The following is a 23,262-nucleotide window of genomic DNA, read 5'->3' as shown; positions in this document are numbered from 1 at the left end:
GAAGCACTTGCGCATGTCTTTTCCGCTTCTGATTGTAAGCGGTTAACACATCTTTGAGGAGGACTGGAAGTGAAAGAAGCAAGATTACCAACAATAACAGAGATTATTATCATACTAGGAATCTTTCTAGCACTCGTTTTGTCATTTACAGTCTATCTTGACTTGCCGATTCAACTGGCGCTTTTCATATCCTGGTTTGTCGTCATTATACTTGGCATACGTCTCGGACATGCATTCCAAGATTTGCAGAAGTCTATTATTAACGGTATATCGAATGGTCTCGAGGCTGTACTGATCCTCGTTTCGGTTGGAACGCTGATTGGGACATGGATTGCCGGCGGCGTCGTCCCTACCATCATCTATTATGGACTGGAGTTTATTCATCCGAGTATCTTTTTGCTTGCCACGCTGATTATCTGTTCGGTAATGTCCATTGCTACCGGAACTTCATGGGGTACAGCTGGTACAGCTGGTATCGCCATGATGGCAATCGGAGAAGGATTAGGTATGCCGCTGCCGCTTGTTGCGGGTGCTGTTCTTTCCGGAGCGTACTTCGGGGATAAACTGTCTCCGTTATCTGATAGTACGGTGCTGTCTTCCTCGCTCTCCAAGGTTGACGTACTCGAGCACGTTCGCGCGATGCTGTTCCTTTCTGTACCAGCTTTCGTCATTTCGGCCATTTTATTTACCGTTGCCGGATTCTTATATGGGGGCGACGATATTGACCAAGCGCGTGTTGAGTCTTTGAAAGGAGCATTACAAGACAACTTCGACATCGGAATCATCATGCTGATTCCAGCACTGTTTGTCCTCGTACTGCTTGCGCTGAAGAAGCCGTCCATGCCCGTTATCGTGGCGGGGGCACTGCTTGGTGCTATCTGGGCTTCCATATTCCAAGGTATGGACTTTCCTGCGGCTCTTCAGACAGCCTACAATGGCTTCTCGATCGAAACAGGTGTCAACTTCATTGATGGCATTCTGAATCGAGGCGGTGTATTGGGTATGCTCGATACATTAATGGTCATTGTTTTCGGTCTCGGTTTTGGCGGTTTACTTGAAAAGCTTGGCGTATTGCAAGTAATTGTTTCTACATTTGAAAGTAAGCTTGTATCTGCAGGTAACACGACTGTAGCAACCTTGATTGTTGCTTTCCTCGGGAACGTCCTTGGCTGTGCCATGTATGTTGCTTTGATACTAACTCCGAAAATGATGGAAAAAACATATGACCGGCAGCACCTTGATCGCCGCGTTCTATCTCGTAACACAGAAGTTGGCGGTACGTTAACTTCTGGGATGGTGCCTTGGACGGATAACGGTATTTATATGGCCGGCATCCTTGGCGTTTCCACATTCTCTTATTTGCCTTTCATGTGGTTAAGCTTTGTCGCAATTGCATTAGCCATTATTTATGGCTATACAGGTAAGTTCATTTGGTATACAAACGGAGAAAATGCACAGAAAAGCTAAAAAACACCTTCAAGCAATGATTGCTTGAAGGTGTTTTTCATTACCAGCGCCAAAACAGGTTCTTTACCCAGTTCCATACTTTATCAACAATTCCTTTAACCAGGTCCGCAATTGGATGGTTTGGCTGCTCATCCTCTTCTGGCTCATCAGGATCTGCTGGAGGATCTTCTGGATTGGTTGGCGGATCTGTCGGTGTATCACCGCTCACTTCCGAAATGCGGCCTTCCGCTTCATAAGCAATCGGCTCCATATTGAAACTTCTTACAAATGACACGGTCGCTTCCAAATCTTCTGGCCCCATTACCGGATTACGGCCAAGCTCACTGATTGGGCGGTATTTATCGCCTAGTGACGTGCCCATAAAGTTATTGACTGTCAGTGTATACACTTCTTCTTCATTGATAGGCGCACCGTCAGGCAGCTTGATATCGACAACCTGATTCGTTTCTCCATTCCATGTATAACTGAAACCGCTAATACTGTAATCTGGACCGTATGACGTTATTTGTGCATTTAAAATCGTTTTTAGATCTGCTCCATCAATTTCAAATGTCATAAGCGTATTATTGAATGGCTGGATATTAAACAGTTCGCCCCAAGTAATTTCACCTTCGAGCAAGTCATCTCTTATTCCGCCGCCATTCATCATAGCAAAATCACTGTTCATTGCTTCGTTCATGCCATCAGCAATCAAGTTGCCAAGTGCATTATCCCCTACTTCACCTTTGACTGCATAGCCGCCAGTCATGGTACGATCCGCCACACCTACAACTTCATTCATAATTGGCGCTACTTCTTCGGCATATTTAGCCAAGATAGATCCTACAGCCGGGTCAGGTGTATGTTCAGCTTGGTTTACCCAAACAATCTCTGCCTGCTTCGAAACGATATCTCCTGTTGTACGGTCAATTTCCAAATCGACATCAGAAAACGCTTTTCCGTATTCAGAAGCTTGAACGATCAGTTTGTTATCAACCGTTGCATTCACAACTGCATGATTATGGGCAGCAAAGATAACATCAACTTCATCATCCACTGCATTTGCCATATCAGCAGCATCACCTGTTGCACTGTCACCACTCTGGGTGGCCGGCATATGCGCCAGTACAACAATCGCTTTCACGCCTTGTGCTTTTAGTTCAGCAGTCGCTTTGTTCACCGCTTCTGTTTCATCCGTAATCGTAATATCCTGAATTCCTTCTGGCATTACCATACCGAGTGATGCTGTCGTATTGACCCCGATAAAGCCTATCTTCTCACCATCTACTTCTTGGACACTGTAAGGAGGCAGAATCGTTTCCCCACTGTCTTTATCCACACAGTTTGCACATAGTGTTGCAAAATCTGTTCCATCATAACCTGGTGTCCCATTCGGGTGCTCCCCGCCATCAATGATTCGAAGCAATTCATCTGTTCCTTCATCCAGCTCATGGTTGCCGATAGTTCCGACATCAAAGCCCATCGCTTCCATAATCTCAATTGTTGGTTCATCCTGTAACAATGCTGATACCGGTGAGCTGCCGCCGATCATGTCTCCTGCATGAACGAGCAAGCTATTCGGATTTTCTGCTTCTCGCGCTTTTATTGCCGAAGCTGTATAATCCATTCGCCCAAATGTTCCGTCTGTCACCTTATCATCATTCATATCCAATCCGTATTGCTGATCAATTTTACCGTGCAGGTCGTTCATGCCAAGCAGCTGGACAGCCAAATTATCACTTTCTGCTGGCGGTTCTGTTCCATCTGCTGATGTGAAGCCTGCCTCAATGGCATCTTGCTCTGTCCAGAAGAAAATACGTTTTTCTACCGGAACCGATTCCCATTGTTCTGGAGTTACATATTCATGCGTATCGGAATTGCCAACGTATTTATCAAGTCCGCCGCCATCATATCGTGCACGGAACTCGAACGGCAGCTCTTCTAGCGGTGATTCTGGATTCCAAATGCCTTTTTCTTGTGCTTTTGCTTGCGCGACAGCTTGCTGGAAGCTGGCATATTCATCCGGACTGCCAATTGGTGAAATGAAATACGTAACTGCAAAGCCTTCTTTCACCAATTCCAGATTCATATTTTCGCCATCAGCTGTAATAACTTGTGCTAGCAGGCGGCCGTAGTTATCAGTTGGCTCTTCGCCCACTTTAAGTGTAATTTCTTCCCCTGCTGACAGCTTAGATTTCAGGAAATTAGAAGCTGCTTTCCCGTGATCCAGCTGATTTTGATCCAATTCATTTTTGACAGAATGGAATGTTTCCGGTGTATCCGCATTTACGAAGCGGACACGGTCAGACCCCAACACAGGCTCCTGCAAACGAATCGTATCCCCATCTGTAACTGATTCTACAACAGCTTGGTACGTACCAGCTGTTTCTGGCGCTTCTGGCTGTTCTGCAGCCAACTGGAAGTCCTCAGCTTTGCGCGGCAGAATTTGATAGCTGTCATATTGACTTAGAATACCAGTAACGGTATACCACTTTCCTTCTTCCACAGTACTAGTATCTAACGCAGATTCCATTACGCGAACTGTAATAGATTCATAGTTTTCATTCAAGAACTTCATATTGTATCCGCCGCCAGCTGGGCTTTCAGGAATATCCTTGATATAGCCTGATACTTGGACAAGCTTGCCTTCAGCTGGTTCAGCTGTATCTTCAGCTTGGAGCTGACTGATTGTCATCTCTTCAGCTGCCGGCACTTCATTACTATCAGAAACAATTGTTACTCCGTCTGCTTCCGGGCTTATCTCTGTCAGCCCTTTATAGCTAGTAATTTCTCCTGTAACTTGGATGCGGTCGCCTTCTTTTATGTCAGGAAAAGCAGCGGCCTCGCTATGATAAATATTAATACCAGCTGATTCATCCTGCACAAACGTGGATAATTTACCGCCGCCGATACTTGTATTATCAGCTGTTACAATTCCTTCTATAGTTACAATTTCACCTGTTTTATTTTTCACATCGGCAATTGGCTGAACAGTACCAGCTTCCGGTTCTTCTTCTGGCTCTTCTCCCGGCTGCTCTTGACCGTGCGAACCGATTGTTTCAAATGTATCTATACCAGTTGTTTGCCACTGTTCTGACACAAAGACTGTGCTGCCTTCTGTCACACTAGCGGATCGAATCAGGCCTGTATCTTTAGCTGTATTCTGGTCATTGCCAATTTCACCGACCACGTCTAGTACATCATCATTCTGCTGCAGTGCAACAGCATCATTACCATTAAAATTAATAACACTGCCATTGGTCGAGTCTGCTTTGGCAAGCAATGCCTCACTCGCACGCGGATTAGCAATTACATATGTATCTCCCGGTGCTAATGTACCCGATAGCGTCATCTGCGCTGACGCCTCTGTATTTCCATTAAAATAACCAGCGAGTTCGAATGCGCTCAAGTCAATTGCTTCATTCGTCGGGTTATAAAGCTCTATAGCTTTGTTATACGAGCTTCCTTCGACATACTCCGATAAAATCGGTGACTTCCGAGACGCTGCTGCTTGAACATCGGTAGCAAAGCTTGGTAAAACTCCTGAAAAAATAAGTGCAGCTACTGCAAAAATAGATACTGCCTTTTTGCCCATCTACATGATTCCCCCAAAATAGTAGTAAGTTCAGCAAAATCTCCCAAACTCCGTCATCTACTATAATATCGAGAAATTCGGCTGTCTGATATAGGAGGAAAGTTTAGATTCTAGTAAAGATTCTGTAAATAGCGCTTCTGCTCTCAGACAAAAAAAAAGCAGCCAAAGCTGCTTTTAAGTAAGTGGGTAGGCATCCATATAGGCTTGCGCGGCGCGCAGGACACGGGCATCCTCAAATCTGTTCGCGGCGATCTGCATGCCGATAGGCAAACCGTTCTGAGACAAGCCAGCGGGAAGCGAAGCGGATGGAAGACCTGTTACGTTATACGCGTGCGTCATCATCCAATCTGCATCTTCCTTCACAACTTGACCGTCAATTACAGATGGTCCGAGTAAGTGATAATCAAATGCCGGTACAGCTAGCGTCGGCGAAAGCACCAAATCATAGTCTTGAAGCACAGTTTGGAGCCGGTTCCAAACCGTAGTCCGATTGCGTTCATAAGCGCGGTATTCAGAAGCCATTAACGGCTTTCCTTTTTCAATCATTTCGCGATAGGAATCGGATACCCATTCAGGATGTTCTTCAAGCAGCTTCGCACTGCCTGCTGCGGAGGCTGCATACCACATGCTGGTAAAGAATCCGTTAAACTGATGGCGATCCATGTCGAAGTTAAGGTCAACAACTTCAACCGACATTCCGAGAGTCCGCCAGTGATCGAAGGTTGCCTCGACTGCCTTTTGCACTTCCGGATCAACTGCATACATGCCGAAATCCGGTGTGTATGCAATGCGAAGACCTTCTGCTTGTTCCTCTAAATAGGAAGAACCAATATGCTTGTCCAATAACGGCAGGCTGAACGGGTCAGTTGCAGACGGTCCTTGTACCGCTTCTAAGAACATAGCACTGTCATCTGGTTTCTTGGAGAGCGGTCCGTGATTGACGAAAGGAGCACTAGATCCAAAAACATTGTTCAAATTATTATCCATTGGGATACGGCCATATGTTGGCTTAAAGCCGAAAATACCGCAAAGACTAGCAGGTATACGAATGGATCCTCCGCCATCGCTACCTTCTGCCAGCGGTACCATGCCTGCAGCTACAGCAGCAGCAGATCCGCCACTGGAGCCTCCGGCTGTTTTCGTGTAATCCCAAGGATTTACCGTAGCGCCAAACACTAAGTTATCTGTCGTCCCTTTATGGCCAAATTCAGGTGTATTCGTTTTGCCCATAATGAGTGCACCTGCCTGGCGAAGCCGCTTCACAATCGTTGCGTCTCGATCAGCGATAAAGTCTTTAGCAGCTGGTGACCCAAAAGTAGTCCGCATCCCTTTTACTGGTGTCAAATCTTTAATGCCGACTGGTATGCCATGCAGCAAACCTGTACGATCACCACGCATCACGGCTGCTTCCGCTTCCTTCGCATCAGCAAGCAAATTATCGTTCATGGTAACGAAAGCATTGATGTCTCCGTTCAATTTTTCCGTCTGCTCCATATAATAGGAAGCAACCTCAACAGGAGAGATTTCCTTATTTTTAATTGCTGTCACTAGTTCTCGTACTGATTTGCCTTCCACATCTATCGCCCCTTCATTATCTCTGCATCTACATGTATCATAACGCTAGCTTGTTTCTCATTCAACCTCAGAGAACCATTGCAGCAATCCAGCCAAGGGCGATGACTGGCAAGTTATAATGCAAGAAGGTTGGAACAACACTGTCCCAAATATGATTGTGCTGACCGTCTGCATTCAAGCCTGCAGTTGGTCCAAGTGTGGAATCTGATGCTGGAGATCCTGCATCTCCAAGCGCTCCAGCGGTTCCAACTAAAGCAATCACTGCGAGAGGACTGAATCCCAATTCGGTTGCTAATGGAACAAAAATGGTTGCGATAACAGGAATCGTTGAGAATGACGAGCCAATTCCCATCGTTACGAGAAGCCCCACTACTAGCATTAATAGTGCACCTAATGCTTGGCTGCCGTTTATAGCGTTTGCCGCACTTTCCACTAAGCCTTCGACATCGCCCGTTTCTCCAATAACATTTGCAAACCCGGAAGCTGCAATCATAACGAAACCGATAAATGCCATAAGCCGCATCCCGTTAGTCAGGATGCTATCCGCTTCCTTCCATTTCACAGTGCCTGTTACATACAAGACAACAATCCCGGCAAGTGCACCGAAGATCATGGAATCCGCCCAAATTTGAACAGACAATGCCGCAATGATAGCAAGTATGGAAAAAATCAATGTTCGCACTTTAAATTGACTGTTTTCCTTTTTCACTTCTTCTGGAACGGGCAGCTCTCTGTCTTCATAAACCCGAGGCTTTCGATAAGTAAAGAGTGCAATTAACAATCCAATTATCATACCGCATGCTGGAAAGATCATTGCTTTGGTAACTTGATTAGCAGTAACTACCAAACCGTTTGACGTGATGTTGCTTGCCACAAGCCCTTGGAATATTTCGCCGTAACCGACTGGCAAGGACATGTAAGGCGTCACGAGACCGAATGTCAGGATAGTTGCTGTTAATCGCCGGTCAATCTGCAGGTCGTTCAGAATGCTCAGCAATGGCGGAATGAGTAATGGAATAAATGCAATATGCACGGGAATCGCATTCTGGGATAAACATGCCATAAGTAAGATTAAAATTAGCACGAGTGCCCGGGAGCGTTTCTTAGAATATGCTGTTTCTTTTTTTCCGCTAATAGAAATGATGCCGCGAACCATTGCTTCTGGTAAGCCAGTACTCGCAATTGCCACAGCAAATCCGCCAAGCATCGCATAGCTAAGGGCAACTTCAGCTCCTCCGCCAACTCCGTCTGTGAAAGCAGTTAAAGTGCCATCTGTGCCAAGACCGCCGACCAAGCCGCCTGCAAGCGCACCGCATATAAGAGAAAAAACTACATTGACTCGTAATAAACTTAAAATAAGTACTAAAATAACGCCAACCACTACTGCGTTCACTTCAAATTCCTCCATCGCTTTATTATGGTAAAGTATTAAAGTACAATAACAGATAATCCAGCTTTTTGTCAATCACATTATCATTAGTTAAATAACAGAATAATGCTAATGCAGCCGCTCCGTAAATACACTCCGCTAGAGAAGAGACATAAATTATCATCAAACAAAGACTGACTAGACTTAGACAAATCAATAACATAACTTCTCCTACCATCTAGCTCATAACAGAGAATGATAAGATCAATTTCTGGTTACATACTGTACATATAAAAAAATCCGAACTAATGCGAATTCATTTTCTGAATTCTATACTTAGTTCGGATTTTGTTTGATGAAAATATCCTTGTCTAAATCGAGCTATGCTATTCTGAAATAATTACATCAATCAGCTTGAATGTTGTGACGTCGGCGAGGCCGCGGTTTGTAATTCGGATTTCTGGAATTACAGGCAGTGCGATTAGAGAGAATGTCATAATTGGGTCTGTCATGCTGCAGCCGAGTTTTTCCCATGCTTTAACTAGGTCGCTTACTTGGCTGACGACTGTTTCTAACGGCTGATCTGACATGAGACCTGCGATTGGCATTGGCAGTTCAGCTAGAATCTCACCGTCCCTTACAGCAACCAAACCGCCGCCAATTTCAGCGAGTCTGTTGGCAGCAATGGCCATATCCTCTCGGTTAACTCCCATAACAAGCAGGTTATGGCTGTCGTGCGCCACCGTTGACGCTACTGCACCTTGCTGGAACTGGAAGCCGTGCACGAACACATTCGAGATTTGGCCAGTGCCTTTATGCCGGTCAATACAAGACAAATGAATGATGTCTTGGTTTTTATCAATCTGTACTGCGCCATTTTCCACTTGCAGTGTCGCTGTCATTTTCTCTGTACGCGCACTTCCTTCAATTGCTTTGACAACATGCACGTGCACGTCACCGTCTGGGCGATCTGTTATATGAAGGAAATCATCTGCCTGCATGTCACGGGCTAGATGCACAGAGCTTCGTACTGTTTCTGGATATGTATAAGTCGGGAAGTGCTGCTGCAGTTCTCCATTTTCGTACTGCATACGACCGTCTGCTATGACAGCAGATGCTTCCATTTTGTTCAAATCTTCCACAATGAGCAGGTCTGCAAATTTACCAGCACTGATACTGCCAATATCGTTTTCCATATGGAAATACCGAGCCGAGTTGATTGTCGCCAATTGGATTGCTGTTACTGGATGAAGACCTTCTTCAATGGCGCGGCGAACAACATGATTCATATGTCCTTTTGTAATTAAAGTTTCCGGATAAACATCATCTGTCACTAATGAGATATTGCGTGTGTCTACATTATATTCCGTAATTACTTTGATTACTTCCTTCACATCGCGCCATGCGGACCCTTCTCGAATTTGCACATGCAAACCTGCGCGAAGCTTATGTAATGCGTCTTCTTTCGCAATCGTTTCGTGATCAGACGTTACACCCGCTGCGATATACGCTTCTAATGCATACGGATCTTCTGAAGGGAAATGACCGGTTACCGTTTTGTTTGCTTTCATTGTTTCAGTTATTTCGCCAAGCATCTTTGCATCGCCATGTACAACACCCGGGAAGTTCATTACTTCACCAAGACCTTGCACGTTATCCCAGCTGAGTCCTTCCTGTATATCGGCAACTGTCAGACTAGCGCCTGCATCTTCTAAATCATCCGTCGCCGGCACACAAGATGGGAACGTCGTATATACTTTCAACGGCAGCTGCTGCCCTTCCTCATGCATATAACGAACGCCTTCTGCACCAAATACATTCGCAATTTCATGCGGGTCCATGAATACAGTTGTTGTACCTTTCGCAAGCGCGGCTTTGGAAAACTCCGTAACTGATAGCATCGTGCTCTCCACGTGCATATGACCATCAATCAGACCGGGCACAAGGTAACGTCCGTTCGCTTCTACAATCTTCGTATCTGGTCCTTCATGTTCCGAAATTGCTTTTCCGACTAGCGCAATTCGGTCGTCTGAAATGACAACATCTGTATGCTCCAGCAGTTCTCCGGTAAATACATTAACAAGGACGCCATCTCGGATAATCAAATCAGCGGGACGCTTTCCTAACGCAACCTCACCTAAACGTTTTGCTGCCTCATATTGTTTCGTTCTTTTTCCCACTGTGCCTCAGCTCCTATTATCCTTATACGTTATGTCCATTACACTGCAAAAAAATCCCACGCTTTGAAACACTGCCCAAGAATGCCTCTTTTACGCATATATTTCTATCTATAAAATCATAATATGACGGTTTGCGTCAACCTGTAAAACATAAAAACCGCCCCTGGAGGCGGTTCTTGTTATTACTTCTTTTTGGTATCAAGCGGCGTTAGTTTTGCTTCTATTTTTTCTCTTTCGTCTTCCAGAAACGGCGGTAAAGCTAGTGTTTCTCCTAGTCTGTCTGGATCTTCATCCGTGGCAAATCCAGGTCCGTCTGTTGCAAGCTCGAAAAGAATACCATTTGGCTCCCTGAAATAGAGCGATTGGAAATAATAGCGATCTACTAATCCGGAATTCGGCAGATGGGCTGCATACAGAATCTTTTTCGCACGTTCCAGTTCTTCTTTATCTTTCACACGAAAAGCAACATGGTGCACACTTCCCCGTCCAGGACGCTCTTTTTGCAACGCTGGCATCACTTCCAGCATCACTTCAGCTCCTGTTCCGCCTTCCCCTACTTCGTAAATATATAAATCAGTTCCATCAGCGAGCTGGGCATTCGCTTTTTTTCGAAATCCCATCAAATCCATCAGTACACGCTCTGTCGGCTCCAGCTCTGGAACCGTCAGTTTTACTGGTCCTAAACCAATAATAGCAAACGGAGCTGGCACATCGGTTTCTTCCCATGGAATGCCTGCATGCACGCCTTTATTCTCTTGATCAGACACCAGCATAAGCCGCTGCTTTTCCGGATCTTCAAAGAAAAGCACCTGCCGTCCTTGCAATTCAACTTGCTGTGCTGCTATGTCGAATGATTCTAAACGCTCTTTCCAATAAGCAATTGCTTTATCAGAGGAAACACGCAAAGAAGTGAGCGAAATGCTGTTGTTTCCTGTATACGTTCGGCCAGCCCGATGAATTTCAAAGAACGTTAAATCTGTTCCCGGACTGCCGAGCTTGTCTGCATAAAATAAATGGTACATCGATGTGTCATCTTGGTTGACGGTTTTTTTGACAAGGCGCATTCCTAATACTTTTGTGTAGAATGCATAGTTATTCGCTGCATTGGCTGTTATGGCGGAAACGTGGTGAATACCGTGAAGTTCCATCATCTGCTTCGCCTCCTTAACGTACTTTTTATTAGTTACTTACAAAATGTAATCCATAAATTCATAAATTGCAAATACTTTCCCTGCGGTTGGTAGAATAGAGGGAACGGAGGAGAAGTGGATTTGCTGACAACACTTTATGTTGTGCGTCACGCACATAGTATTTATACACCCGATGAACGGAACAGGCCTTTATCTGAAACAGGCTATCTGGATGCCAAGCTTGTTCAGCAGGTATTAGCTGCTGAACAAGTTGAGGTCAAAATAACAAGCCCATATCGGCGAGCATGGGAAACGATCGCAGCTGATGCTAACCTGGTGATAGTGGATGAACGGCTGCGTGAACGTCAAATTGCTGACAATCCAGCGAAAAACTTTAAAGATGCCATTCAGCAATTATGGATGCAGGAAGAATTTCACTTTCCAGGCGGTGAATCAAACAAAACTGCCAGTGCAAGGGGCGTTGCTGCCTTCCAAGACATACTTGCCTCCTACCCTGGAAAACGTGTCGCTATTGGAACACACGGCAATTTGATGACGCTGGCAATGGGACATTATGATACTCAATTCCATTATACTTTTTGGAAGCAGCTGGCTATGCCTGCTGTCTGGAAGCTAACGTTCGACAGCCAGCAATACATAGGAGCAGAGCATCTCTGTATCCAAAAATAGCGGACATCATCTGTCCGCTATTTTCCATCCATATGCTATTTCGGGATAAGCAATCCCTTCAATGTCGAATTGATCTTCACCGATTTTTCGCCCGCCTAGTCCTTCATAAAAGTACTTCGCCTCATTTCCTGCAAGCATCCAGGCTACAATTCCTGTCATCCCTTCAGCCGCAAGATGTTCTTCTAATGCGCGCATCAGTTTTGTACCAACACCTTGTTTGACAGACGCTGGATCAACGTAAATGGCATATACTTCTCCATCATACTCCGGATGCAGCTTATCGCGGCATCTTCCGCCGCTGATAAATCCGGAAATGGTTCCTTCTGACTCTGCCACTAGCAGGAGCGATCCTGATGATAGTACTTTTTCAAACCGTTCTGCCCTGTCTTCAGGTTGAATAGCCGCCAAATAAGCAGCCGGCAAGATATCTTTATATGCATACTGCCAACTCCGTGCGCTGATTTCTCCAATACGGCGGCAATCAGCTAGACATGCTTTTCGAATAGATACGGTCATCCTTTTCGCTCCTTTTTACGCTAGTACGGTTGGCTGGAAATCAATTAAAAGAATAGAACGTACGCCTGGCCGGTCTGCTTCGCCTTTTTGGATAGGGCTGACGTAATGGCTTACTGCCTCATCATGAACACCATACGATTCTAATGGCCGATGAATCTCGAAGCTTTCATGGAACTGTTTTTCATCCGCATCCTTCGGCAGTTTTCCTGCACAAGCAGGCGTTGCGATAATGTTCAGACCGCCAATAACGTTATCCCGCTTCATCAGATGTGCAAATGTGAATGGCTCACCATCCTGGTGAATAAGGTTAGGAGATGATACACCTTCCTGCCCGTCTTCTGTCACTTCCAGTTTCACGAAATGAATACCAGCATGAACTGGCAATATCAAGTCTTCCTGACGCCAAAAGGTTTCTTTATAATCATGCATGATGATCTTCTGCAGTAATTTATTTTCCAAAATGTGATCCGGAAGGGATGGAAATTCTCTGTAAGAGTCCACATATTCAGGGTTGAAGCGGCCTTGGAAATACTGTGCCATACTGCCATTTTCCCGCTCAATACCCGGCAGCCATTCCATACGCTCATCTTTATCAAAGATGATTGCCCGTGAATAGCGGCGGTAGCGGTTCAATTCGGGTGCATAGCTATCTGTCGGCAATGTATCAAAGACAGCTTGCAGCTCAGCTAAGTCTTTCTCCAATCCGTCATAAGCAAGCTCTTTCTGTAAATCATATCGGCTGTAGCCTTGTTCTTTTAACGCGTGCATGCATAAACCTCCACAAATCTAGAATCTTTCTCTATCATAATACATGCAAAGGGAAAGAAACATGTTTTCGTTTGCGATTTTATGACAATTACGTCAGGAGTGGTGTTTCATGAAGAAGAAATCCAAAGCAGAATTTGAGAAACTATACCAGACTGCAGCTGTCATGTATGCGCAGCTGCGCGCCGGAGATGTACTGTACAGCTCCATTGGTCCCTCAACTTTCTTTTTCAGCCATGCTGGAATAGTCGGACAAGATGGCAATATATACCACGCACATCCATCAGGAGGTATAGCAGAATCTCTGCCTGCTTATTTGTCGCGGCATCGTTACGGCGGAACGCTTACACTTCTCCGCCCAAAAACTGACCCAGCAGAAGCAGCCGCATGGGCAGCGCAGCATATCGGGTCTATGAAAGGCTATCGATTTAACCGGACATTAGCAGATACAAATTGGAATTATTGCACGAAGTTCGTTTGGCAAGCTTTCTCTTCCGGCTGCGGTATTGATTTGAGCGCCGCCACAGTAAAGCTATCTAAACGCTGGATATTTCCCCGCCATATTAAGCGGTCTTCTCACTTTAACCCCATTGCTAAATTCTCTCTCGAGTACCGACTCTAGTCACAATTTTCTGGTAAAATAAGATGGATCGTATTGAAGGGGGAATGAACATGCATTTTGAACAGAAATTAGAAAAATACGCGGAATTATTGCTGCATATCGGCTTACGTGTGAAAGAAGGACAAGATTTAATGATTTCGGCAGATTTGTCCGCTGCACCATTTACGAAAGTTGTTGCACAAAAAGCATATGAAGCTGGTATGCGCGATGTCGTTGTCGATTACCAGGATGACAATATAACAAAAGCAAAAATCAGCTATGCGAAAGAGGAAGATCTTGATTTCTTCACTCCTTTCCGCGGCCGCGTTTATGAAGAGCTGGCAGCAGCTGATACAGCATTTTTGGAAATCAAAACACCAAACCCTTCTCTGTTTGATGGGATTGATCCTACCAGAGTTGCTCGTTATACAAAAGCGGTAGGCGCTGCCAGACAAGGGTACCAAGCTTACAAAACAAATGGACGTATTAACTGGCTGATTGCTTCTGTTCCGACAGTAGAATGGGCCGAATCTGTTTTTCCTGACTTAACCGGTCAAGCAGCTGTTGATAAGTTATGGGACAGCATTTTCTTCACTACTCGCTCTGATCAGGAAAATACAGTAGAGCTTTGGGAACAGCATGTAACAGAAATGAAAAAGAATGCGGATCACCTTAATGCAAGAGATTACCGAAAACTGCACTATACAGGTCCAGGAACGGACTTAACAATCGAGCTGCACCCGGAAGCAATGTGGACATGTGCGGAGTTTAAAAAAGAAGACGGCAGTACATACATCCCGAATCTTCCTACTGAAGAAGTATTTACTATTCCTGTAAAGGATGGCGTAAACGGGACGATCAGCAGTACAAAGCCTTTGAATTATGGCGGTACGTTGTTGGAGAACTTCTCTCTTACTTTCGAAAAAGGGAAAGTAGTAGACTTCACTGCCGAGAAGGGCTATGAAACATTAAAGAATTTACTGGATACAGATGATGGAGCAAGATTCCTGGGCGAGGTCGCACTTGTCCCGCACCAATCCCCTATCTCCCAGTCAGGCATTGTCTTTAACAACACGTTATTTGATGAAAATGCTTCCTGTCACTTAGCGCTTGGACAAGCTATCGGATTTTGCGTGAAGGATGCACAAAACAAGTCAAAAGAAGAATTAGCGGCAATGGGCTTTAACTACAGCTTAACGCATGTTGATTTCATGGTTGGTTCTGGTGAACTTTCAATTACTGGCGAAACACCAGACGGTAAAGTGGAACCAATCTTTGATAACGGCAACTGGGCTTTTTAACATAAAGAAAAGGAGCAGCAAATTCGCTGCTCCTTTTCTTTATGTACGGCATATCGCAATTACTTCTCGATAATACTCGAGCTGGTGCGGGCATAACGCATCGCGTGTTACATCAATTCGCTGACGCGGGGCTCCAGCTACAATTTCTGCTTCCACCTTCGTATGTTCTCCTTCAATCAAGCTCTCCAAGTCATTCACTCGCATCCGAATAATTTGTACAACTTCATCATTTAGCAGAATTACCGGCAGCTCCTCCAGATAGTAGAAGAATTGGTGACAAAATTCCCTATCTATTAAGTTTGCAGCGAATAGTTCCTCTTGGATAACACCCTTATAAAACAAATCGCTCTCTTCAAGTGTGACCCCTAACTCTTCTTGTACTTCACGCAGGCCGCCGGTTACAGGCGTTTCGCCACTTTCCAAATGACCTGCTGCGGTAATGTCGTATTTCCCGGGAAATTCGCTTTTATTGAAGGCGCGCTGCTGTAGATAAATGTATAGATCTGTACCATCATGTTCGACGAACCAGCAATGAAACGTTTCATGCCAATCTCCGTCCCGATGCACGTCTTGCCTTTCCTTCACGCCTATCTCTCGGTGCTGGTTATCAAAAATCGTCAATAGCTCCATGTTAGGCCCCCATACTCTACTCTTACTCTTCATCTTTAATGTAAGCGACTGCCTGCGCGTTGTCTACACACACATTCCCAATTAAATGGAGTTTTCGCGCATTTCCTCCACCAGCGGTATCACGTCGTTTGCAAAACGTTCCATCTCCCGCAGCTGAGGCGAAAATTGCAGCAATAGCAAACTAACACCTGCATGTTCATAAGCAAGAATCCGCTGTGCGATTTGCATTGGTGTTCCAACTAGATTAGGACGCAGCCCCCTTGCAGCAACAGCATCATCACTGATGATACTTTTTTGCGCTAATTCTTCCGCTGTTACATATGCTTCGTAGTCGACGCCGGTAATGCGTTCCCATTCTTGATAGGCCTCTTCCTCTGTCTCACGGCAGATGACATAAGCAGTCATACCAAACTCGGTAAAAGGCTGCTTGCCAGCAGCTTCCCGGCGAATTTGCATGTCGGCGACCATACTGGCTGTTTCCTGTACCGTACCGCCTTTCATCACGTAAGCATCACATGTTTCCGCAATTGTCTGCCGCAAATAGTCGCTCTCTCCGCCAGCATACAAAGGCGATATTTCTTTTTTGTTCGCAGCGGGGAGATAATCGATATGCTGGACTTGATAATATAATCCATCATACGTGTAACTTCCCGCTGTCCAGACACCACGCAGTACTTCAAAGAATTCCTCAGTCTGCAAATAAAATTCCTCAGTTCCGGCTACATCTCCAGCTTCTCGCTTTTGTTCTTCTTCCCGAAGAAAAGATACAACCGCGAGTGAAAAACGACTGTTGCTAATCTGATCAATCATCACCGCCTGCTTGGCAGCTTCCACTGGCTGATCAATACTCGGCCGGACTGCTGCCATGATATGCAGTTTATTTGTTGCCTCTGCTACAGCACTAGCTGTTTCCCAAAAATCCAGCTGCTGATCTGCATTCTTCCCTTGGTATAGGTAGGTATCAGGAAGAAATACAGCATCAAAACCACTGCGCTCTGCCATGCGCGCTGTTTTCTTCACACATAACAAGCTAAGAGATGCCTCATCCTCCACATGCCGCAGCCAGCTGTTTGTTACTGGCTGCCAATACGCATACTTCATGTCTATTACTCCTTTTGCACATAGGAAATCCTACCGAACGACACATCGATTCTACTAAAAAAGCTTCTTCGATAAGAAGAAGCTCGTTACTTGCAGCCGTCGTTATCTTATCACGCAGCTTAAATAAAGCTGCAGGTCGTAGCACCTTCCTGCAGGACTGCCCTCCTGCAGTGGGTTGCCGGGCTTCATCGGGCCTTTCCCTCCGCCACTCGTTATAAGATTTCTTATGAATTGTCTCTACTACTATACCAGAATTACAGCAGCTGATTCAAACAGAAAAACCCCGCTGCTGGTAAGTCTCCATTAAAAGCTGAAAGCCATCCTGCCTGGCTTGCTCATCATAAACGGGACTTGTCAGCATGAATTCCACTTCGCTGCCGTAATATTCCTGCAGCTCCTCCAGCTGTTGAAGCACTTCAGCCGGGGTGCCAATGACCATTGTTGCTCTGTTGTCTTGCAGCCGTTCTTTTTCAAAAGGAGATAATTTGTACGCTGCAGCTGTGTCAGGACGCAGCATCCCTTTAACAGGTCTTCCCTGTTCTTGCAAAAGCGATGCCACTTCATGACTTTTGGCTAATGCTTCTGCTTGTTCATGCGTCGCAGCACAGAATAAAAACAAGCTGATTAACGCTTGCGGCTTCCCTGCTTCCTGCCGGAAAGATTGTCGGTACATATCCATCACCGCTGCATCTTTTTCTCCGCGGATAAACTGCGCATAAGCAAATCCCATGCCGTGATAAGCAGCAAGACCAGCACTGCCAGCACTGCCGCCCAACAGCCAGACAGCAGGTGCTGTCTTAATGTCTGGCATTGCTTTTAATTCTCCAAAGCGATGCTTTTCCTCATTCCTTATATTCAAGTAATGAAGCAAATCACGTATCTGGCGGTCATACCAATCCCCCGGTACGATCTTATGCTCCTGCAGTGCTCGTTTAGCTGCTGGCATGCCGCCTGGAGCACGTCCAATTCCGATGTCAATTCTTCCTGGATGAAGCGCCTCAAGCAATCTTGCATTTTCTGCTACTTTATAGGCACTATAGTGCGACAGCATGACACCCCCGGATCCGATTCTTATTCGTGATGTTCTGTTTGCCAGATGCGCCATCATGACTTCAGGACTGCTATGCCCTAAGCTTGCGCCATGATGTTCTGATACCCAGAAGCGCTCGTACCCAAGCTGATCAGCCAGCTCTGCTAAACGAACTGTCTCCTGCAGTGCTTCAGCCGCATTGCCGTCTTCTTTAAGACGAGATTGATCCAATATACTAAGCTTCATATCCTTCACTCCCTGTATCTATCATAGCCGGTGCGAAAGACTTTTAAAAACATTCCGTTTTTCTGTATGCTAGTAACGTCAGTACAATAAGGGAGGCTGGTTTCGTGATCGGATTTATTGGATTAGGAATTATGGGAGAAAATATGGCAGCTAATCTGCTCGAAAAAGGAGAGCAATTAGTTGTTTATAACCGAACAAAAGCAAAACCACAACATCTGTTAGATAATGGTGCTGTCTGGGCCGATTCACCTCAAAAAGTGGGCGAACAGGCTGATATCGTATTCACGATGCTCACTGATCCAAGCGCTGTGAAAGCTGTTGTCCTCGGAGAAGAAGGGCTGTTCAGCGGAATGAAGGAAGATAGTTTATGGGTTGATGTTAGTACCGTGAAGCCAGCATTCACGAAGGAAATGGCCGCAGCAGCTAAGAAACATCAAATTCGTTTCGTCGATGCACCTGTTTCCGGTTCAAAAGCACCTGCACAGCAAGGAAAACTGCACTTTCTTGTTGGCGGTGATGCACAAGATGTAATACAAATTACACCTTTGCTTGAGAAAATGGGACAAAGCATTCAGCACATGGGGGAAAACGGGAACGGTTCCGCGACAAAATTAGCAGTAAATATGCTGCTTGTACAGTCTCTCACTGGCTTATCGGAAGCCATAAGCTTTGGGGAAGCAGTCGGTCTCCATGCCGAGCACTTGATGGACGTGCTGCTGGATCTTCCAGTAACAAGTGATATTCAAGCAGGAAAACGAGACACCATTCTGCAGCAGAACTTTGACCCGCAATTCCCGCTCGAGCATGCTTACAAAGATTTGCAGCAAATCTCTGAAACAGCTTATGAAGCAGGAGCTCCTCTGCCGATGACAAATAGTGTGAAGGAATTGTATGCTCTTGCGAAAAAGAATGGCTACGGCAAAAAAGATGTTGCAGCTGTATACGCGCTATTGGCACGTGATTAACATAAAATGATGCATAAAAAAGATAAAGGATCCGATTTTTTCGGATTCTTTTTTGATTCTCAATTATTTTTTGTAATTAACATTGGCATACTACCGGGAATTAAGGGGTACGGAAACAAAGATACTTATTTCGTGTGAGGTATTTTTTTTCATATTTTCACTACATTAGAATTATTTTAAAATGTTTAATTTAATAAGTTTTTTTAATCAAATAGAAATATATCTCTACTTAGCTGAATCCTTTTATATCAATATTTTTGTGCTAATATAATATATGCAATTAATAATTTACTTTACTAAAGGGGTCTTCGTTATGGCTGATTCATCTAACAAACCAAAACGGGAAGTCAAATGGATTCCGCTCCTAGTTACAGTTTTAATCGGAGTAATTCTTTGGTTCATTCCCTCACCTGATGGTGTTAAAGAAGAAGCTTGGCATTTATTGGCTATTTTTGTAGCAACCATCATCGGATTGATTATCAAGCCAATGCCGATGGGAAGTGTCGCCATCTTATCTTTAACAGCTATCGTATTGACACGCACACTTGGATTAGAGGAAGCACTTAGCGGATTTCAAAACAGCACAATTTGGCTGATTGTTATCGCATTCTTCATCTCGAGAGGTTTTATCAAGACTGGCCTTGGTTCTAGGATTGCGTATCTATTTGTCCGCTTATTCGGTAAAAAGACATTAGGATTGTCTTATTCCTTAATCGGAAGTGATTTAATTCTTTCGCCAGCGATGCCATCGAACACAGCACGTGCAGGCGGGATTATCTTTCCAATCATCCAATCTTTATCGAATTCTTACGGTTCCAGAAGCGGAGACGGTACGGAACGCAAAATTGGGGCTTTCCTGACTACAGCGTCTTATCAAGGTAATGGAATCACTTCCGCGATGTTCCTAACAGCAATGGCAGCAAACCCGCTGGCAGCGAGTGCTGCAGAGAGTGTCACTGGACAATCCATTTCCTGGGGCAGCTGGATTCTTGCTTCTATTGTTCCTGGTATTATTAGCTTGATTGTCATTCCATTTGTCATTTTCAAGCTGTACCCGCCTGAAATCAAAGAAACACCAAAAGCAACCGAAATGGCTACAGAGAAACTGCAAAGCATGGGAAAACTGAAGCGTTCTGAGTGGTTCATGATTGCTGTATTCTTCTTGCTGCTCATCCTTTGGATTTTCGGCGGAAGCTTTGGTATTGGCTCAACAACTGCCGCATTTATCGGCTTAGTTGTTCTCTTGCTGACAGAAGTGCTGACTTGGTCTGACATCAAGCAAGAGCAAGGCGCTTGGGACACACTTGTCTGGTTCGCTGTTCTTGTTATGATGGCAAATTACTTAAATGAACTCGGATTAGTACCATGGTTCAGTGATATTATGAGTGATGTCGTGAGTACGCTGTCCTGGCCGGTAGCATTGCTATGTCTGGCAATCGTATATTTCTACTCGCACTACTTCTTTGCTAGTAATACTGCACATGTGAGTGCGATGTATGCTGCCTTTCTGTCCGTTGTTGTAGCGGCTGGCGCACCGCCGTTATTGTCAGCTCTCTTATTAGCATTCTTCAGTAACTTGTTCGGATGTTTGACACATTACGGCAGCGGTCCTGCTCCAGTATTCTTCGGTGCAGGCTTTGTCTCCCAGCAAAAATGGTGGGGACTCGGTTTCATCATCTCCATTATCCATTTGATTGTCTGGATCGGCATTGGCGGCGTCTGGTGGAAAATCATTGGTCTATGGTAAAGCAAAAAACAGGAATCCTGCTCGGATTCCTGTTTTTTATAGGCTTTTATACGTTGTTTCTGCTGCTGTCTCAATAAATGGACTTAAGTTACCATTGCTGTACATATGCAATTCGTGCATCGCACGTGTGCATGCTGTATACAGCAGTGTGCGCTCTGATTCATGACCGTATGCCATATCCGATACATCATATAAAATAACGGCATCAAATTCAATTCCTTTAGCTAAATAAGCAGGAATGACAGAGAGCCCTTTTTTGTATTGGGACGTCGTTTCTGTTATTAAATCTGCTTCCATTTCTTCTTTAATCCAGTCATAAGCTGCTCTGCTTTCTTTGCTCGTCTTAGCGATTACTGCAATCGTTTCGTAACCAGCTGCTTGCAAAGCTCGGATTCTCTCTGAAATCATGCTGCGTCGTTCGGATTCATCTTTCACTTTCGCTACTGTCGGCAAATCGCCATCACGGTTGAACGGCTGGATATGCTTTGCATGTTCCAACAGCTCTTTCGTAAAGTCGACGATCTGTCTTGTGGACCGGTAGCTTCTCCATAGCTCAATCCGATGACTGTCAGCAGTATTACCAGACAGCACATTTTCGCCAGTAAGAGAATGCGCTTGAATCGCTTGGTTGATATCTCCCAGCAACGTCATCCGTGCATTAGGAAATGCCTGCTGCAAGTAAGCAAACTGGAAGGCAGAATAATCCTGCGCTTCATCAATCAATACATAACGAATGGTTTTATCGGAACGATCTCCCAGCACCTTGTCACGGAAGTAAACAAATGGCGTTACATCTTCCCAGCTCATATACTTCTGCATGAGGTTCTGTTTGGTCGCTTCGATTAATGCAGGCCATGAAGCCGGCATCTCTGGCCGTCTTTCTGCAGTAAGCATTCGCAAATACGATTTCTTCACATTAATAAAGGCATGCTTCAGGACTTTTTCAATCAGCGGGCGAAGCTTTCGTTCCACAACCCACTTTCTGAGAATCTCTTCTTCTTGCTTATTCTCTTCAAAGTCACTTGTTTCGGAGCGGTCTTTTTTCTGCAGCTCTGAGAAAGCCTCCACATAGTCTTCTTTCTCCATCAGCTCGACTTCTTCCCGCACCCAATCTTTTCGTGTTTCCCAATCTCCCCATGCTCGAAGCTTCTCAACAATCCATGCCGCTGTCAGTTCCGTTCGATTAGCAAGGGGCAGCGTATTGGAAAGGCCGTAGAAATGCGACTGAATTTCTTGCTTGCTCACGATGCGCTGTTTACGGAAGCTGACATCCTTGAAAATGAGACCGGCACGCTTGAACTCTTCTAGTTTGTCATCAATATAGTTCTTGAAATCAAGACTCGCTTTATATTGAATTCCTGCCAGCCGCTTCTCTTTTTCTCCGCCAGAAGCAAGCAGCATATATTCCATCTGTTCAAACGGTGTCTCAATCGTTTCTTTTCCTTTTAGCTGCCCGTGCATATGCGCATAAAAAGTTGCTTGCTTCATATTATCCTCGCCAAGCTCTGGGAGAACATTGGACACATAGCTGTTGAACAGCGGGTTAGGCGAAAGTAAAACTATATTCTCTGCCGTAATACGATCGCGATAATGGTACAGCAAATAAGCAACCCGCTGAAGCGCGGCCGATGTTTTTCCGCTTCCAGCCGCTCCTTGTACGATCAAATTGGCCGCTGATTCGTTCCGGATGATTTGATTCTGCTCCTTCTGGATGGTCGCAACGATGCTTTTCATTTCCGTGCTGGCATTGCCGCCTAGTACATATTGAAGCAGACTGTCGCCAATCGTTACACCCGTATCAAACAGCGCCACAAGCTTGCCATTTCGGATAATGAACTGGCGCTTTAGTGTAACTTCTCCTTCAATCGTGCCTTCAATTGTTTCATAGAAAGCATCTCCTGGTGAAAAATCATAATACATACTGGAAATCGGTGCACGCCAATCATAAATGAGAAAATCTTCTTCCTTCTCATCCATTAAACTAGCCAGCCCTACATAAATTTCCTCCTCATGATCTGCACCATTTTCACGGAAATCAATTCGGCCGAAATAAGGATTACGCTGCAAGCGGTCAAGTGTCTTCACTTCATTGTGAATCTGCTGATGCGTTCGTTCTCGTTCTCCTAACAGCTCCGCTTGCTGTTTTAAGCTGGCCTGCGTCTCATTCACATCATCCGGCTCATCTAAGTTGACCGTTACGTCTTCCCAAAAATTCTTCCGAAGATCAATAACCTTCTCTCGAAGACCTTGAATAAGTCCTGCTGTTTTTTCTCTTTTTGCTTCTATTGTCTCTTGGACACGGGCAACACGGGCTTGTTCACCCTGCAAATCTTTTTCCTCTTCTGACATACCGACGTCCCTCCAAAACAATTGAC

General features: G+C 45.0%; 17 protein-coding genes and 1 riboswitch. Of the genes, 6 read left to right on the top strand and 11 right to left on the bottom strand.

Annotated elements, in window-relative coordinates:
* Nucleotides 1-69: 69 nt before the first annotated feature.
* Nucleotides 70-1,467 carry a Na+/H+ antiporter NhaC gene (nhaC, locus tag CRO17_RS02675; protein ID WP_097038999.1) on the top strand — a complete coding sequence of 466 codons (1,398 nt, stop codon included), beginning with the start codon at nucleotides 70-72 and terminating at the stop codon, nucleotides 1,465-1,467.
* A gap of 40 nt (nucleotides 1,468-1,507) precedes the next feature.
* Here nhaC and CRO17_RS02670 read toward each other — a convergent pair whose 3' ends face one another.
* The 5 genes from CRO17_RS02670 to CRO17_RS02650 all read right to left on the bottom strand — a co-directional run bounded on the left by CRO17_RS02670 (nucleotide 1,508) and on the right by CRO17_RS02650 (nucleotide 11,313).
* A complete protein-coding gene (locus CRO17_RS02670) occupies nucleotides 1,508-5,041 on the bottom strand; it encodes a 5'-nucleotidase C-terminal domain-containing protein (RefSeq protein WP_097038997.1) in 3,534 nt (1,177 codons plus the stop codon).
* A 174-nt stretch (nucleotides 5,042-5,215) separates the two neighbouring features.
* Nucleotides 5,216-6,616, bottom strand: a complete 1,401-nt coding sequence (locus tag CRO17_RS02665; protein WP_097038995.1) for an amidase — start codon at nucleotides 6,614-6,616, stop codon at nucleotides 5,216-5,218.
* 67 nt (nucleotides 6,617-6,683) lie between these two features.
* Nucleotides 6,684-8,009, bottom strand: coding sequence for a Na+/H+ antiporter family protein (locus CRO17_RS02660; RefSeq protein ID WP_097038993.1), 1,326 nt, complete (start codon nucleotides 8,007-8,009; stop codon nucleotides 6,684-6,686).
* Nucleotides 8,010-8,371: 362 nt separating this feature from the next.
* A complete protein-coding gene (gene ade / locus CRO17_RS02655; RefSeq protein WP_097038991.1) occupies nucleotides 8,372-10,165 on the bottom strand; it encodes an adenine deaminase in 1,794 nt (597 codons plus the stop codon).
* 182 nt (nucleotides 10,166-10,347) lie between these two features.
* The gene (locus CRO17_RS02650) at nucleotides 10,348-11,313 is read right to left on the bottom strand and encodes a ring-cleaving dioxygenase (RefSeq protein ID WP_097040048.1); all 966 of its coding nucleotides are present in this window, start codon (nucleotides 11,311-11,313) and stop codon (nucleotides 10,348-10,350) included.
* Nucleotides 11,314-11,436: 123 nt separating this feature from the next.
* On the opposite strand from CRO17_RS02650, the gene CRO17_RS02645 reads away from it, so the two are divergent.
* Entirely contained in the window at nucleotides 11,437-11,985 is a 549-nt protein-coding gene (locus CRO17_RS02645; RefSeq protein ID WP_097038989.1) for a histidine phosphatase family protein, read from the top strand.
* Between the two features lie 6 nt (nucleotides 11,986-11,991).
* Here CRO17_RS02645 and CRO17_RS02640 read toward each other — a convergent pair whose 3' ends face one another.
* Both CRO17_RS02640 and CRO17_RS02635 read right to left on the bottom strand, forming a co-directional pair.
* The gene (locus CRO17_RS02640) at nucleotides 11,992-12,501 is read right to left on the bottom strand and encodes a GNAT family N-acetyltransferase (protein ID WP_097038988.1); all 510 of its coding nucleotides are present in this window, start codon (nucleotides 12,499-12,501) and stop codon (nucleotides 11,992-11,994) included.
* Nucleotides 12,502-12,516: 15 nt separating this feature from the next.
* On the bottom strand, nucleotides 12,517-13,269 hold the full coding sequence (locus CRO17_RS02635) for a 2OG-Fe dioxygenase family protein (RefSeq protein WP_097038986.1): 753 nt from the start codon (nucleotides 13,267-13,269) through the stop codon (nucleotides 12,517-12,519).
* A gap of 109 nt (nucleotides 13,270-13,378) precedes the next feature.
* Here CRO17_RS02635 and CRO17_RS02630 point away from each other — a divergent pair, with 109 nt between their 5' ends.
* Complete coding sequence (locus CRO17_RS02630) at nucleotides 13,379-13,888, top strand: YiiX/YebB-like N1pC/P60 family cysteine hydrolase (RefSeq protein ID WP_097038984.1); 510 nt, start codon at nucleotides 13,379-13,381, stop codon at nucleotides 13,886-13,888.
* A gap of 50 nt (nucleotides 13,889-13,938) precedes the next feature.
* Complete coding sequence (locus CRO17_RS02625) at nucleotides 13,939-15,168, top strand: aminopeptidase (protein ID WP_143595983.1); 1,230 nt, start codon at nucleotides 13,939-13,941, stop codon at nucleotides 15,166-15,168.
* Between the two features lie 39 nt (nucleotides 15,169-15,207).
* Here the strand turns inward: CRO17_RS02625 and CRO17_RS02620 are convergent, their stop codons facing one another.
* From CRO17_RS02620 to CRO17_RS02610, 3 genes are all read right to left on the bottom strand, one after another.
* Entirely contained in the window at nucleotides 15,208-15,798 is a 591-nt protein-coding gene (locus CRO17_RS02620; protein WP_179636779.1) for an NUDIX hydrolase, read from the bottom strand.
* 81 nt (nucleotides 15,799-15,879) lie between these two features.
* On the bottom strand, nucleotides 15,880-16,899 hold the full coding sequence (locus CRO17_RS02615) for an LLM class flavin-dependent oxidoreductase (RefSeq protein ID WP_097038979.1): 1,020 nt from the start codon (nucleotides 16,897-16,899) through the stop codon (nucleotides 15,880-15,882).
* 104 nt (nucleotides 16,900-17,003) lie between these two features.
* Nucleotides 17,004-17,120: riboswitch (SAM riboswitch) on the bottom strand.
* Between the two features lie 47 nt (nucleotides 17,121-17,167).
* On the bottom strand, nucleotides 17,168-18,175 hold the full coding sequence (locus tag CRO17_RS02610) for an LLM class flavin-dependent oxidoreductase (protein WP_097038977.1): 1,008 nt from the start codon (nucleotides 18,173-18,175) through the stop codon (nucleotides 17,168-17,170).
* Between the two features lie 104 nt (nucleotides 18,176-18,279).
* Between CRO17_RS02610 and CRO17_RS02605 the strand changes: the two genes are divergently transcribed.
* The gene (locus CRO17_RS02605) at nucleotides 18,280-19,140 is read left to right on the top strand and encodes an NAD(P)-dependent oxidoreductase (RefSeq protein WP_097038975.1); all 861 of its coding nucleotides are present in this window, start codon (nucleotides 18,280-18,282) and stop codon (nucleotides 19,138-19,140) included.
* Between the two features lie 313 nt (nucleotides 19,141-19,453).
* Entirely contained in the window at nucleotides 19,454-20,887 is a 1,434-nt protein-coding gene (locus CRO17_RS02600) for an anion permease (protein WP_097038973.1), read from the top strand.
* Nucleotides 20,888-20,923: 36 nt separating this feature from the next.
* On the opposite strand, the gene helD is transcribed toward CRO17_RS02600, so the two are convergent.
* Entirely contained in the window at nucleotides 20,924-23,236 is a 2,313-nt protein-coding gene (gene helD, locus CRO17_RS02595; RefSeq protein ID WP_097038971.1) for an RNA polymerase recycling motor HelD, read from the bottom strand.
* Nucleotides 23,237-23,262: the final 26 nt, after the last annotated feature.

It is taken from the genome of Terribacillus aidingensis (genome assembly GCF_900215625.1).
Taxonomy (GTDB): Bacteria; Bacillota; Bacilli; order Bacillales; family Amphibacillaceae; genus Terribacillus; species Terribacillus aidingensis.
Note: the sequence above shows the minus strand (reverse complement) of the source record. Positions and strands in the feature narration are given on the sequence as shown.

Coding starts and splice junctions, on each gene's coding strand:
- CRO17_RS02670 (WP_097038997.1), bottom strand. CDS start 5,041: ATGGGCAAAAAGGCAGTATCTATTTTTGCAGTAGCTGCACTTATTTTT.
- CRO17_RS02650 (WP_097040048.1), bottom strand. CDS start 11,313: ATGGAACTTCACGGTATTCACCACGTTTCCGCCATAACAGCCAATGCA.
- CRO17_RS02640 (WP_097038988.1), bottom strand. CDS start 12,501: ATGACCGTATCTATTCGAAAAGCATGTCTAGCTGATTGCCGCCGTATT.
- CRO17_RS02635 (WP_097038986.1), bottom strand. CDS start 13,269: ATGCACGCGTTAAAAGAACAAGGCTACAGCCGATATGATTTACAGAAA.
- CRO17_RS02630 (WP_097038984.1), top strand. CDS start 13,379: ATGAAGAAGAAATCCAAAGCAGAATTTGAGAAACTATACCAGACTGCA.
- CRO17_RS02625 (WP_143595983.1), top strand. CDS start 13,939: ATGCATTTTGAACAGAAATTAGAAAAATACGCGGAATTATTGCTGCAT.
- CRO17_RS02620 (WP_179636779.1), bottom strand. CDS start 15,798: ATGGAGCTATTGACGATTTTTGATAACCAGCACCGAGAGATAGGCGTG.
- CRO17_RS02615 (WP_097038979.1), bottom strand. CDS start 16,899: ATGAAGTATGCGTATTGGCAGCCAGTAACAAACAGCTGGCTGCGGCAT.
- CRO17_RS02610 (WP_097038977.1), bottom strand. CDS start 18,175: ATGAAGCTTAGTATATTGGATCAATCTCGTCTTAAAGAAGACGGCAAT.
- CRO17_RS02600 (WP_097038973.1), top strand. CDS start 19,454: ATGGCTGATTCATCTAACAAACCAAAACGGGAAGTCAAATGGATTCCG.
- helD (WP_097038971.1), bottom strand. CDS start 23,236: ATGTCAGAAGAGGAAAAAGATTTGCAGGGTGAACAAGCCCGTGTTGCC.